Annotated in this window: 5 protein-coding genes and 2 pseudogenes; 6 read left to right on the top strand and 1 reads right to left on the bottom strand. The window is 57.4% G+C overall.

The window, feature by feature from the left end:
* Window positions 1-1,044: 1,044 nt before the first annotated feature.
* The 5 genes and pseudogenes from QCE79_RS11910 to QCE79_RS39335 form a co-directional block, all read left to right on the top strand.
* Window positions 1,045-1,152: pseudogene (locus tag QCE79_RS11910) on the top strand (hypothetical protein); the annotation flags it as partial.
* A 443-nt stretch (window positions 1,153-1,595) separates the two neighbouring features.
* On the top strand, window positions 1,596-2,753 hold the full coding sequence (locus tag QCE79_RS11905) for a DUF2827 domain-containing protein (protein ID WP_309844354.1): 1,158 nt from the start codon (window positions 1,596-1,598) through the stop codon (window positions 2,751-2,753).
* A complete protein-coding gene (locus tag QCE79_RS11900) occupies window positions 2,750-3,901 on the top strand; it encodes a DUF2827 domain-containing protein (RefSeq protein ID WP_244826220.1) in 1,152 nt (383 codons plus the stop codon). The genes QCE79_RS11905 and QCE79_RS11900 overlap by 4 nt, the downstream gene beginning before the upstream one ends.
* 46 nt (window positions 3,902-3,947) lie before the next feature.
* Complete coding sequence (locus QCE79_RS11895; protein ID WP_309844352.1) at window positions 3,948-5,075, top strand: DUF2827 domain-containing protein; 1,128 nt, start codon at window positions 3,948-3,950, stop codon at window positions 5,073-5,075.
* A gap of 431 nt (window positions 5,076-5,506) precedes the next feature.
* A pseudogene (locus QCE79_RS39335) lies at window positions 5,507-12,427 on the top strand (ESPR-type extended signal peptide-containing protein); the annotation flags it as partial.
* Here QCE79_RS39335 and QCE79_RS11880 read toward each other — a convergent pair.
* The gene (locus tag QCE79_RS11880) at window positions 12,415-13,842 is read right to left on the bottom strand and encodes a hypothetical protein (RefSeq protein WP_309844347.1); all 1,428 of its coding nucleotides are present in this window, start codon (window positions 13,840-13,842) and stop codon (window positions 12,415-12,417) included. The pseudogene QCE79_RS39335 and the gene QCE79_RS11880 sit on opposite strands and share 13 nt — an antisense overlap.
* Here QCE79_RS11880 and QCE79_RS11875 point away from each other — a divergent pair.
* Entirely contained in the window at window positions 13,811-14,947 is a 1,137-nt protein-coding gene (locus tag QCE79_RS11875; protein WP_309844345.1) for a YadA-like family protein, read from the top strand. The genes QCE79_RS11880 and QCE79_RS11875 overlap by 32 nt on opposite strands.
* Window positions 14,948-15,028 lie beyond the last annotated feature (81 nt).

Genomic DNA, 15,028 nt, shown 5'->3' with positions numbered 1-15,028 from the left:
AGTTTGTCTCTGGAGGCGCGTCCTTTGTACGAAGGTGACGTGCCCTGAGCCGAGCTCGCGTTTCGTGGTGCAACTCGCTTATCGAGCCCTCTTCCGATCTAGCCGGTTCTTGTTGGCCCGCATCTTCGACGTGACGCTTGAAATATCGACTTCTGCTTTTTGTGCGTCACGCCCGCGCTGCACACACCCTTGATGGCGGTGACGTAGGACCCAAGAGCTCATCCTTCAAAATGCTTGGGGGTTCTTCAACAAATTTCGGCTGACACTGACGAGTCAAGCGTTGTGTCGTGTTGAGTAAGAGTTCAGCACTTGGTCGTCGACGTTTTTAGTCTTATCCGTCAGACCAACGGCTCGAGCAAGCCGTCGCTGAGTGGCTCCGCACCACTGGCTGCATCACGGCAAGATGCAGACGATGTGTGAATTAACAATTCAATCGATGCTTCTAAGTTGAATTTGAGCATCTTAAAAATTGAAATCTACTCAACGTGCGAAACGGCCCGATGGTTTCGTTTGTTGAGCGATTTGGTTCGAACCAACACTGTTCGCCAATTTATTAAAACAGGCTGAGACAGGTGTGGATTTTGAATAAACAGATTCTGCGAATTTTCTCCGCTATACGCCGTCGGATAATTGAATTCGTGATCCACGGACATGAACGATTTTAGTAGTATAAAAAGAGCGAGCCAAGACGAAGAAAATCATTGGTATCCGCACTGGAATGGCTGAAAGCAGGTGACAGAGAAACGAACTTGACCGCAGAATGCTGAACCAGAAGTAACTGCTTCTGCAAGACTCGACATTTGCTGACGCTTGCGAGCGAGCAGCGATCATCAAGCAACAAGCGACGTGCGACGCGAAGCGAAATAGGCCCGATTCGACACTTAGTGTGCCTTAGCTTCTTCCTAAGTGGAACAAGTACGCATGGCTCGATGTATTGGGTCGAACCGCACCTCGACGCTATAGCAGAGTAACAGAGGCCACCGAATTGCACTGTGCTGGCGTCGGTGCGCGCATTCGTGCATTTTCATTCGTCGCAACCAAAACGCTGCTAATGCAATGCTTGCGACGCGTATCTTGTTCATGAGCGAGTTGGCGAATCTTGCCGACATGGTGGGCGCGGACATCGAGGCAGTGCGGCGTGGCATGGGATCGTGCCGTCAAGACGAGCCTCGGTGATACAAAGCGAGACATCGTTACGAACTGTGGCGACGCTTTCTTGCGCCGATCTCCCGCACGCTCTTTCGAGCTAATCGGCCCGACACTTTTTAGCTTTTCCACCGAAAGCGGTCGGACGTTTTAGCCTGCCGGACTGCCTTTCAGCGTTGGCAGATTAGAACCCTGGCACCGTCATAGGACGACTCTCATAAAACGTCAGGTTCACTGGGAATTTCAGGTGTTCTTCTATATATTTGACCAAGGAATCCGCTTTTTGTCCTCCGGCAAAAACGCTTGATTACGGTCTCTCCTGCTTCCCATCAGCGTTTGGCAAATGGCAACGCGTGCTTCTTTGGGCACGGCAGTCTCTCAAACGCAAAGCCAACAGCGCAGCGTTTCAATTTTGAAAATGCGCTCCGTCATTTCAGGGATAACAACTAATGACAATCCGCATTGGAATTTCTGTCGTAACGCATCAAGGACAGAACATCTGGCAGAACGGGCTTGGGCAAAATGTCATCTTCTTGGCGGAAGCTCTCCAACGGTTACCGTTCGTAGAAAGCGTTTCATTGATTGATGTTGGCGATCAAAACGCGATGCCGCCGCAAGTCGATCTGTCGTCAAGAAAGGTGCGCATCATGCGCGCAGCGGATGCAACCAATCTTGTCGATGTGATTTTCGAGATGGGCGGCGCGCTGGATACCCAGTGGCTTGATCTAATGCGCGCACGCGGCAAGAAGGTGGTTTATTACTGCTGCGGGCAGCCCTACGTTGGTCTCATTGAGGCGCCTGTTTTCGATAAACCGGTTCACGTCATGCGGCCGGACCGCTATGACGAAATCTGGTTGATGCCGAAAGATCGGTTGTCAATCCCCATGATGCGTACGCTCCACCGTTGTGATGTTCATCTCGTGCCATTCATCTGGCATCCGCAGTTTCTCGAACAACGCATTGCCGAAGTAAGCGAACACGGACTCCATTTCGGATATCAGCGTCGGAGCGGAACTTCATTGGAAGATCCACCACATGCGCAGGGCTTTCGTGTCGCAATGTTCGAGCCGAACATTTCAGTTGTGAAGACGTCGAGCATTCCGATGTTGGTATGCGAAGAAGCTTATCGAGCCATACCTTCCAGCGTGTCGCACATGCATGTGCTCAACTCGCTGCACATGAAGGATCATCCGACGCTCGTGCAAATGGCGAATTCGCTCAACATCGTGAAAGACAGCAAGGCAACATTTCACGGTCGAAATGACATTGCAGGCTTCATGGCGCAGTACGCAGATGCCGTCGTCTCTCATCAATGGGGAAACGACCAGAATTATCTTTATCTTGACGTCTTGTATGGCGGCTATCCGTTGGTGCACAACTCGCCTTGGCTCGACGCGGGCTACTACTACCCGGATTTCAACGCGCAAGAGGGCGGGCGGCAACTCCTGCTGGCTGCGCGCGAACACGACGCATCGCTAGCTGACTATCGCGCACGAGCCCAGCGTGTAATCGACTCGGTCAATCCGTTTCAACAAGCAAATCTCGATAGTTTTGCCAATCGGTTGCTGCACCTCTGCAACCACAGCACTGTGAAGCTCGGCGTATGAACAAGCAAACAAAACCCCGCATGCCGGAGCGGTTGAATGTCGGCGTTTCCATTTTTATCCGAAAAGGTGAGCAATCGCTCTGGGAGAACGGCATTTTCCAGAACTGCCTGTATCTGGTCATGCTGCTTAAGCGTTCTCCGCGCGTGAAAGCCACTTATTTGGTGACGGGCGGCGGCGATGGTGGCCCGGAGGACGCCAAGCGTTTCTTGGTCGATTCGCCGGCACCGCTAATCGACATGGAAACAGCCATGACGAAGCTCGACGTAATGATCGAGATGAGCGCGCAGCTCAATAAGGAATGGTCGATCAAGTTTCGAGACGGCGGCGGAAAGATCATTACGATGCGCGTGGGTAATGACTACGTCATTGACATCGAGCGAATGGTCTTCAACCTGCAACACGCGCTGCTTATCTCGGGTGCGCCGTATGACGAGGTTTGGACGCTTCCGGAATACGAGCGCAGTTGTGCGCCATACTTCGAGACGCTCTTTCGTGCGCCCGTGAAGCTAATGCCGCACCTTTGGAGTCCTGTGGTTCTCGACCGCGAGGTTGCGAAATTGCCAGAAGGCCAGACGTTTGGATATCAGCGTGGCCGTGGCCGCTGGCGGATCGGAATCTTTGAACCGAATGTCTGCATGGTGAAAACGAGTTACATCCCCATGCTCTGCTGTGAAATGGCGCATCGGGAGAATCCGGACATGATTGAACGTATGTACGCATACAACACGTTCAAACTCAAAGATCATCCAGGATTCGCAGGATTTGCGCAGAGCCTGAACATTGTCAAACATGGGCTCGGCTTCTTTGAGGGGCGTTATCCGTTCGCGCAGATCGTACCAGTATCGGTTGATGCAGTTGTCAGCCACCAGTGGGAGAACCCACAAAACTATGTCTATTACGAAGCCTTGTACGGTGGGTATCCGCTAATTCATAACTCGCATTTGATCGGTGATTGCGGTTATCGCTATCAAGACTTCGACTGCGAAGAAGGCGGCAGGGCTTTGCGCCGCGCGTTCGCCGTGCATGACGAAAACCTCGCCAGCTACCAGGCTAGCGCGAAAACGTTTTTGAAGACGCTGGATCCGGAAAACGAAGAAAACGTACGGCTTTATACCCAAGCTATAGAAGCAGTTTATGCAAGGACCTGACAACTACGGGCTGCAAGCCTGTGACTGTGATGCGGAGTAGTGAGCGATGAAGAAGTTGCGTATTGGAATCACGATCGGATTGCATCATGAAGCCGAGACGCTGTGGAATAACGGCATTAAACAGAATGCTGTTTTCCTCGCGGAAGCGCTGAAAAATTGTCCGAACGTTGAAAGCGTCGTGTTGGTCAATACGACGCATGTGGCGATCACGGATAGATTGCCTTGGGATTTAAAACGCTGGCCTACTGTCACCTTCAACGATGCGAAAGACAACGTCGACGTATTGATAGAACTCGGCGGCCAAATCGATCCGGCCGCAACGGACTATCTCAAGCGGCGCGGTGCACGGCTGGTCTCGTATTGCTGCGGCTTTGAATACGTCCACGCAATGGAGTCCGTCATATTTGGCAAGCCGAGCTTTGGTGAAAATCTGTTCGTCAATCAGCGCTACGACGATATCTGGATGATTCCGCAGGTTGCCAATATCAGTCAGGCGTATTTCGAAGTTTTGCGAAGACAAAGCGCTCAGGTCGTGCCGTTTATATGGAGTCCGATTTTTTTGAATGAGCGGACCGCTAAAGTGCCGAACTCGGGTGAATACCGGCCTCGCACCGGACCGCGCCGACTTAGCGTGATGGAACCGAACATCAACGTTGTCAAATTCTGTCTCTATCCAACGATGATTGGTGAGCTTGCCTATCGCGAACAGCCAGACCGTATTGAACTGCTGCAGGTCACGAACGCCCAGCATCTTGCAGTAAATTGCAAAGAATTTATCTCGTTGATGAATCAGCTCGACATCGTAAGACAGTCCAAGGCTGTGTTCCTGGGCCGTTTCGAAACTCCTACGTTTCTTGCCGAGCGCACGGATATCGTAATCTCTCATCAGTGGGAAAACCCTCTGAATTATTTATATCTCGAAGTGTGCTGGCAGGGATATCCGCTCGTTCACAACGCCACTCTGTGCACAGATATTGGTTACTACTACCACGCCAACAACGTGCAAGAGGGGGCAAAACAAGTAATTAAGGCCATCGAGGTGCACGACGCCCAATACATGGCTTACCGAGACGCTCAGAGATCAGCGATCAATCGTTTCATGCCTGAAAATGAAGCACTGTCAAAAACATACACACAGTTGTTAGATTCGTTAATGGAAAGACCTGCACGTTGAGGTTCAGCGTTACTTAAGTCGCAACTGTAATCCGCCAGCGGTCTCAAAACCGCTTGGCTAGAGCGCCACGGTTTCCTGAAGCTTAGGAAACCTTTTTTATTGATGCCGAATCCCTTCCCTTCAGTAAATTGGGCCGCCCGCTGGTCTCCGCTGTTGTTCAATAATCAACGGATTATCACAAAAGCTTTTAGCCGAGACTAGTGCGGTTTCCGCCTAGCTCCATCAGCTGTGTTCTGCTGTATTCAATGCGACTTTTCTTAAATACGCAAGGCACAGCGCTGAGTGTCGCCTGTTGATTTGGATTTTCTCGATTTTAGGAGGTGTCCGCTTCTAACACGGCGGACACATCAATATTCTGTACCGAAGTTAGAAGGTTTTCCTTCTTAGGTTTTTTGTGAAAGACGGTCGTTTTTTGTGGATCAATACGGTTTATGAACAAGTCATACCGCAGTATTTGGAATGAAAAAGTGGGTACTTTCGTCGCGGTCGCAGAGACTGCGGCGGCGCGTGGCAAGAAAAGCTCCGGCGCGGTATGCGGTCCGGAAACCGGTGGGGAGGTGCTAATTTCTCCGCGAGAGCGAGGTCCTTCTAATATTTTGAGAGTCGCCTCGGGAATTGGCATTGCGACCGCTTTCCTATTTGGAAACTCTGCCGCTTGGGCCGTTGCCGTTGTGGGCACGTGTGTGAATGGCACGGGCTATGGAATGTGGGTCAACACTGTCGGTAACATTAGTGGCAACAGCTGTGGCAATAATACTTTCATGAACTTGGGCAGCGCATGGAGCGGCGCAATCATGGAGGACGATAACGCCAACACGTCGGCTTTTGTGGCAGCCGGAGCTGGCGTCGTGACCTTGGGTGCGGCCACGAAGATTCAGATGAATCAATACCTGGATATGACCGCGCACAGCATTGGCAATTTGGCAAATGGTGCGATAACCAGCTCCAGCATGGATGCAGTGAACGGCGGGCAGCTGTTTACGATTTCCAATTCGCTCTCTACCGCTGTCAGCTCCACGTCCCTCTCGCTCTCTACTAACATTAGCTCCATGTCGACGGGGATGAGCGCGCTGTCGACAGCATGGGGCAGTGCTTCGACCAGTCTGTCTACCGGCATGAGCTCGGTTTCTACGGCGTGGACCTCCGCTTCCACGAGTTTGTCCACGGGAATGAGCTCAATCTCGAGCGCTTGGTCGTCTGTTTCGTCGAGCACTTCGACCAGCGTGAGTTCGATTTCGACATCGGCGTCTTCATTGTCCATCGCTGTAAATTCGCTATCTAGCGGAGTCAGTACGACGGGCAGCCGCGTGAGTAGTCTCTCAACGAGTCTCAGCTCGCTATCGACTTCCGTGTCCACTGGTTTAAACAGTTTGTCGCTTTCTACGGTCTCCCAGATCAGCTCGTTGTCAATTGGCCTCAGCACGACGACCAGTTCGATGAGCAGCCTGTCGACCGGCTTGAGCACGGTGAACAGCTCCGTTAGCAGTATTTCGACAGGCGTGAGCACAGTATCCAGCTCGATTGCCAGTATGTCGACTGGCTTGAGCACCTCCGGCAGCATGGTCAATAGCCTGTCTTCCGGCCTAAGCACGACGAATACTGCGGTGAGCAGTCTGTCTACGGGCTTGAGCACAGCTGGCAGCGCGGTTAGCAGCCTATCGACCGGTCTGAGCACCACGAATAGCGCTGTGAGCAGCTTGTCGACGGGGCTGAGCACGACGAACAGCGCAGTAACTTCGCTATCGACCGGCGTGAGCACTACCGGCAGTATGGTGAGCAGCCTTTCGACCGGCCTGAGCACCACTAACAGCGCAGTAAGCAGCCTTTCTACTGGCTTGAGCACAGCCAATAGTGGTGTTGTCAGCTTGTCCACTGGCCTGAGCACAGCGACGAGCGCGGTGAGCAGCCTGTCGACCGGCCTGAGCACCACCAACAGCTCGGTGAATAGCCTGTCGACCGGCTTGAGCACCACCAACAGCACTGTCAATACGCTTTCGACTAGCCTGAGTTCGTTGTCCGTCTCGACATCGACCGGCGTAAGCTCGCTGTCGACGGGACTGAGCACCACCAATAGTGCAGTGAGTTCGCTTTCTACCGGCTTGAGCACGACTAACAGCCAGGTGAGCAGCCTTTCCACGGGCGTCAGTACCGCGAACAGCAAGGTCGATAGCCTTTCCACCGGCCTGAGCACGACCACCAGCACCGTCAACTCGCTTTCAACCGGCGTCAGCACGGCTGTCAGTTCGGTCAGCAGCCTGTCCACCGGCCTCAGTTCGCTTTCCGTTTCGACTTCCACGGGCATTAGCTCCCTTTCCACAGGCCTGAGCACGACCAACAGCGCCGTCACTAGCTTGTCGTCAGGTCTGAGTACGACGACCAGCGCTGTGTCTAGCCTCTCGACCGGCCTGAGCACGACCAACAGCACGGTGAACAGTCTGTCCACCGGTGTCAGCACGGCAAATAGCGCCGTAAGCTCGATGTCGACCAGCGTGAACAGTATCTCCACGGGCTTGAGCACCACTGGCAGCCGCGTCGATAGCCTTTCGACCGGTGTCAGCACCGTCAGCAGCAACGTCGACAGCCTTTCCACGGGCCTAAGCACGGCCAACAGCTCGGTCACGAGCATGTCGACCACGGTCAACTCATTCTCGACTGGCCTGAGTACCACGAATAGCGCGGTGAGCAGTTTGTCGACCGGCTTGAGCACGACGACTAGCGCGGTAACCAGTCTGTCGACGGGTTTGAGCTCAACGAACACCACAGTTAGCTCGCTGTCGACAAACCTGAATTCGCTTTCTGCTTCCGCATCCACGGGCGTCACGTCGCTGTCGACGGGCCTGAGCAGCACCAACAGCGCGGTCAGCAGCCTCTCCACAGGCCTGAGCACGACGAATATCGCGGTTAGCAGCCTGTCCACCGGCTTGAGCACGACGAGCAGCAAGGTTGACAGTCTCTCGACCGGGCTCAGCACAGCGACGAGCGCGGTGAGTTCGCTTTCGACGAGCGTGAGTTCGATGTCGACGGGTTTGAGCACGACCAACAGCACGGTCAGCAGCCTATCGACGGGTTTGAGCACGACGAATAGCGCCGTGAACAGCATGTCGACCGGTCTGAGCACGACCAACAGTTCAGTCAACAGCTTGTCTACGGGCATGAGCACGCTGTCGGCCTCGGCTTCGACGAGCGTGAGTTCGCTGTCGACGGGTTTGAGCACGACCAACAGCACGGTGAACACGCTGTCGACGGGTCTGAGCACAGCCGGCAGCAAGGTCGATAGTCTGTCGACGGGCCTGAGCACGACGAGCAGCAAGGTAGATAGCCTGTCCACATCGGTTACTTCGCTGTCGACGGGTTTGAGCACCACCAACACTGCGGTGAGCAGCCTCTCCACTGGTCTGAGCACCACCAACAGCACCGTTGGTTCTCTCTCCACGAATGTGAGTTCGCTCTCGGCGTCGACTTCGACGGGCGTGAGCTCGCTGTCGACCGGCTTGAGCACGGCCAATAGCTCGATCAACAGTCTGTCGACGGGGTTGAGTACCACCAATAGCTCCGTTACCTCGTTGTCCAGCACGGTTGGCACACTGTCGACCGGTCTGAGCACGACCAACAGCACCGTCAACGTGCTTTCGACGGGCTTGAGCACCACGAACAGCAACGTCACGAGCCTGTCGACCGTCGTTGGCAATGCCGTGATGTACGATAATTCAACGCACTCCCTGGTGACATTGAATGCGGGCGGCTCGGCGGTCAAGCTCACCAACGTGGCAGCTGGCACGAGCGCCCTCGACGCGGTGAACTTCGGTCAGTTGACTTCGCTTTCAGCATCGGCGTCGACGGGTATCACATCGTTGTCCACTGCCTTGTCGACTTCTGGCATCGACATGATCACGTCGCTTTCGACGATGGTCTCGACGGGCGTGAGTTCTCTCTCCACCGGTTTGAGTACAACGACTAGCACGCTAAGCAGCTTGTCCGCCTCGACTTCGACGGTTGTGAATTCCGTCTCGACAAGTCTCGACTCGCTGTCCTCCTCGGTTTCGACAGGCGTCAGTTCGTTGTCGACGGGGATGAACTCGCTGTCGGCTTCGACGTCCACAGGCATTAGCTCGTTGTCCACCGGCATGAACTCGCTGTCGGCTTCGACGTCTACTGGCATCAGTTCGCTGTCCACGGGCGTGAGTTCGCTCTCCACGGGCGTCAGCTCGCTGTCCGCGGCGCTGAACTCGCTGTCATCGTCGACCTCGACGGGCATCACTTCGCTGTCCACGAGTGTGAACTCGCTGTCGAGTTCGGCGTCCACAGCCATCAACTCGCTGTCGGCTTCGAGCTCCACGGGCATCAGCTCGCTCTCCACGGGCATGAGCTCGCTGTCGGCGTCGACCTCCACGGGCATCAGCTCATTGTCGACAGGCATGAACTCGCTGTCGGCGTCGACCTCCACGAGCATCAGTTCATTGTCGACGGGCATGAGCTCGCTGTCGGCTTCGACCTCCACGGGCATCAGCTCATTGTCGACAGGCATGAGCTCGCTGTCGGCCTCGACCTCCACGGCCATCAGTTCGCTCTCGACAGGCGTCAGTTCGCTCTCCAGCGGCGTGAGTTCGCTCTCGACGGGCCTGAACTCGCTGTCGTCCTCGACCTCCACGGGCATCAGCTCGCTCTCGACGGGTCTGAACTCGCTGTCGACGTCGGCCTCCACAGCCATCAACTCGTTGTCGGCGTCAAGCTCCACCGGCATTAGCTCGCTCTCCACGGGCCTGAACTCACTGTCGGCTTCGACCTCTACGGGCATTGCCTCGCTGTCCACGGGCGTGAACTCGCTCTCCACCGGCGTGAACTCGCTCTCGACGGGTCTGAGCGCGCTGTCCGGTTCCACCTCGACGGCGATCAACTCGCTGTCCACGGGTGTGGCCAACTCGGTGCAGTACGATGACTCGACGCACGCCAAGGTCACGCTGAACAAGGGCGGCTCGGCAGCGACGCTGACCAACGTGGCAAACGGCACGAGCGCGCTGGATGCGGTGAACTTCGGCCAGCTGAGCTCGCTGTCGTCGTCGACCTCTTCGGGCTTGAATTCGTTGTCGACCGCGGTGTCGTCCTCGACAGGCAACTTCGATTCGCTCTCCACGGGCATGGCGTCGATGTCCACGGGCATCAACTCGCTGTCAACGGGCATCAGCTCGATCTCGAGCTCGACCTCGACGTCGATCAACTCGCTGTCCACGGGCGTGAGCTCGCTGTCCACCGGCGTGAGCTCGCTCTCGACGGGCATGAATTCGCTGTCGTCGTCGACCTCGACGTCGATCAACTCGCTGTCCACCGGCGTGAGCTCGCTCTCGACGGGGATGAACTCGCTGTCGTCGTCGACCTCGACTGCGATCAACTCGCTGTCCACGGGCGTCAGTTCGCTCTCGACGGGGATGAACTCGCTGTCGTCGTCGACCTCGACTGCGATCAACTCGCTGTCCACCGGCGTGAGTTCGCTCTCCACGGGCATGAGCTCGCTGTCGGCCTCGACTTCGACGTCGATCAACTCGCTGTCCACCGGCGTGAGCTCGCTCTCCACAGGTATCAGCTCGCTCTCCACGAGCATGAGCTCACTGTCAACGGGCATGAGTTCGCTGTCGTCCTCGACTTCGAGCTCCATTAATTCGCTGTCTACCGGCGTGAGTTCGCTGTCCACGGGCGTGAGTTCGCTGTCCACGGGTGTCAGTTCGCTGTCCACGGGCGTGAGTTCGCTGTCCGCCGGCGTGAGCTCGCTGTCCTCGGGCGTGAGTTCGCTGTCCACAGGCATCAACTCGCTGTCCACGGGTATCAGTTCGCTGTCCACGGGTGTGAGCTCCTTGTCCTCGGGCGTGAGTTCGCTGTCCTCGGGCGTGAGCTCGTTGTCCACTGGCGTGAGTTCGCTGTCCACGGGCATGAATTCGCTGTCGGCGTCGACCTCGACGGGCATCAACTCGCTGTCCACGGGCGTGAGCTCGCTGTCCACGGGTATCAGCTCGCTGTCTTCTGGCGTGAGTTCGCTGTCCACGGGCATCAGCTCGCTGTCCACAGGCATTAGCTCGCTGTCCACGGGCATCAGCTCGCTGTCCACGGGCGTGAGCTCGCTGTCCACCGGCGTCAGTTCGCTGTCCACGAGCGTGAGTTCGTTGTCCACGGGCGTGAGCTCGCTGTCCGCAGGCGTGAGTTCGCTCTCGAGCGGTGTGAGCTCGCTCTCCACGGGCATGAACTCGCTGTCGGCTTCGACTTCGACGGGCATCAGTTCGCTCTCCACGGGCATGAGCTCGCTGTCGAGCGGCGTGAGTTCGCTGTCCACGGGCATGAGCTCGTTGTCGGCGTCCACCTCGACGGGCATCAGCTCGCTGTCCACCGGTGTCAGTTCGCTGTCCACGGGTGTGAGTTCGTTGTCGACTGGTGCGAGCTCGCTCTCCACGGGCATGAGCTCGCTGTCGGCCTCGACCTCCACGGCCATCAGCTCGCTGTCCACCGGCGTGAGCTCACTGTCCACGGGCATCAGCTCGCTGTCCACGGGTATCAGTTCGCTGTCCACGGGCATGAGCTCGCTGTCGGCGTCCACTTCGACAGGCATCAGCTCGCTGTCCACGGGTGTCAGTTCGCTGTCCTCGGGTGTTAGCTCGCTGTCCACCGGCGTGAGCTCGCTCTCCACGGGTCTGAACTCGCTGTCGGCTTCGACCTCCACCGGCATCGACTCGTTGTCTACCGGTGTGAACTCGCTGTCGACGTCCACCTCCACGGGCATCAATTCGCTGTCCACGGGTGTGAACTCGCTGTCGGCATCCACCTCCACGGGCATCAGTTCGCTGTCCACGGGTGTGAACTCGCTGTCGACGTCCACCTCCACGGGCCTCAGCTCGCTCTCCACGGGCATGAGCTCGTTGTCGGCTTCGACCTCCACGGGCATCAGCTCGTTGTCCACGGGCATGAACTCGCTGTCGGCGTCGACTTCGACGGGCATCAACTCGCTGTCCACGGGCATGAGCTCGCTGTCGAGCTCGACCTCGACGGCGATCAACTCGCTGTCCTCGTCGACCTCGACGGGCATCAACTCGCTGTCTACCGGTATTAGCTCGTTGTCCACGGGCATGAGCACGCTGTCGAGCTCGACCTCCACGGCAGTCAACTCGTTGTCGACCGGTGTGAGCTCGCTGTCCACGTCGACCTCGACGGCGATCAACTCGTTGTCCACGGGTGTGGCCAACTCGGTGCAGTACGATGACTCGACGCACACGAAGGTCACGCTGAACAAGGGTGGCACGGCGGCAACGCTCACGAACGTGGCTGACGGCACGAACCAGTCCGACGCGGTGAACTTCGGTCAGTTGAGCTCGCTGTCGAGCTCGAACTCGGCCGCGATCAACTCGCTGTCCACGGGTATCAGCTCGCTGTCTACCTCGAGCTCGACGGCGGTGAACTCCCTGTCCACGGGCGTGAGTTCGCTGTCCACGTCGACCTCGACGGCGATCAGCTCGCTGTCCACAGGCGTGAGTTCGCTGTCCACGGGTATCAGCTCGCTGTCCACCTCGACCTCGACGGCGATCAGCTCGCTGTCAACGGGTGTGGATTCGCTCTCCACGGGCATCAGTTCGCTGTCCACGGGTGTGAGTTCGCTCTCGACGGGTATCAGCTCGCTGTCCACCTCGACCTCGACGGCGATCAGTTCGCTGTCCACGGGTGTGGATTCGCTCTCGACGGGCATCAGTTCGCTGTCCACGGGTGTGAGTTCGCTCTCGACGGGCGTCAGTTCGCTGTCCACTTCGACTTCGACGGCGATCAGTTCGCTGTCCACGGGTGTTGATTCGCTCTCGACGGGTGTGAGCTCGTTGTCCACGGGCGTCAGCTCGCTGTCCACTTCGACCTCGACGGCCATCAGTTCGCTGTCCACGGGTGTGGATTCGCTGTCCACGGGTGTCAGCTCGCTGTCCACATCGAGCTCGACGGCCATCAGCTCGCTGTCCACGGGTGTGAGTTCGCTGTCCACGTCGTCCTCGACGGCGATCAGTTCGCTGTCGACCGGTGTTGATTCGCTCTCGACCGGTGTCAGTTCGCTGTCCACGTCGACCTCGACGGCGATCAGCTCGCTGTCCACCGGTATGGATTCGCTGTCCACGGGTGTGAGCTCGCTGTCCACGTCGTCTTCGACGGCCGTCAGCTCGCTGTCCACGGGAGTGAGTTCGCTGTCCACGGGCATCAGCTCGCTCTCCACGGGTATCAGCTCGCTGTCGACGTCGTCTTCGACGGCGATCAGTTCGCTCTCGACCGGTGTTAGCTCGCTGTCCACAGGCATCAGCTCGATGTCCACGTCGTCTTCGACGGCGGTCAGCTCGCTGTCCACGGGTGTTGATTCGCTCTCAACAGGCGTCAGCTCGTTGTCCACGTCGTCTTCGACGGCGATGAGTTCGTTGTCCACGGGTATCGACTCCATTTCGACGTCTTCGTCAACGGCCATCACCTCGCTGTCGACCGGTGTTGACTCGCTCTCGACGGGTGTCAATTCGCTGTCGACGTCGTCTTCAACGACGATCAATTCGATGTCCACGGGCGTGGATTCCTTGTCGACGGGCATGTCCTCGCTCTCGACAGGTGTGTCCTCGCTCTCGACGGGCTTCAGTTCGCTCTCCACGTCGATCTCGACGACCGTCAACTCGATGTCGACCACTGTGAACTCACTGTCGACGGGCATCGACTCGATGTCGACGACCGTGAGCACTGCGATGACCGACGTCACGAGCATCTCGACGGCCATGAGCACTGCCGCGAACGGGGGTGGCATCAAGTACTTCCATGCCAACTCCGTCCTGATCGACTCGTCGGCAACGGGCAAGAACTCGATCGCAATCGGCGGCAACGCCGTGGCGACGGCCGACAACGCGGTGGCTTTGGCTACCAACGCTGTCGCCGACCAGGCGAACACAGTGTCGTTCGGCAACAGCACGGACAAGCTGCGTATTACCAACATCGCGAACGGTATTGCTGACAGTGACGTTGCAACGGTTGGTCAGTTGAAGGATTCTGGCCTCTACGGCAATCAAACCGCGAAGACGGCCGCAACGTTCGACACGGATGCCAACGGCAACACCGACTACAGCAACATCACGCTGAGCGGCGCCCAAGGCACGCAGATCCATGGCGTTCAAGCAGGTGTCGTTCCGACCGACTTGGCCAATAAGGCGCAGCTCGACGCGCTGGCCAGTTCCATCCAGAACGTCACCGCGAGTGCGAATCCGCTCTTTGCGGCTGATGGCGACCGGACGACCGAAGCGGCCGTGGCTAGCGGTCCGCACGCTGTAGCAAGCGGCGCGAACGCACAAGCCACGGGCATGAGCACCACCGCAATGGGCACGAATGCCCTTGCGAGCGGGAACTACGCAACGGCGATCGGCGCAGGCAGCCAGGCTACGGCGGACAACTCCGTTGCCTTGGGTGCAAGTTCCGTGGCGGATCGTGCTCAGACGGTGTCGGTTGGTGCGGTGGGAAGTGAGCGTCAGATCACCAACGTCGCGGCTGGTACGCAAGACACGGATATGGTCAACGTGAACCAGTTGAACGACGCGGTCGCGCAATCCAACGGCTACACCGACGGTGCGGTTGCCGGGATGCAAAGCCAGGTCACCAACATCGGTCGCACTGCCTACTCGGGTATTGCAGCGGCTACGGCTCTGGCCATGGTCCCGCACATCGATCAGGACAAGGATATGTCCGTCGGTGTGGGCGGCGCCGCGTATCAGGGTTATGCGGCGGCTGCCGTCGCGATGAACCTGCGTGTCACGCAGAACCTCGTGTTGCAGGCGGGTGCGGGTACGAGCCGCAATGGCACCGTGTACAGCGCCAACGCTTCGTACCGGTGGTAAAGCAAGCTTCCTGACGTGACAGTCAGGAAGCAAAGCCTGGGCATTCGCGTAGTCGCGCGTTTGCCCAGGCGCTCGATTCAA

The sequence above is a fragment of the Caballeronia sp. LZ003 genome (assembly GCF_031451465.1).
Taxonomy (GTDB): Bacteria; Pseudomonadota; Gammaproteobacteria; order Burkholderiales; family Burkholderiaceae; genus Caballeronia.
The sequence above is the reverse complement of the archived record's forward strand: the minus strand, read 5'-3'. Positions and strand labels throughout refer to the sequence as shown.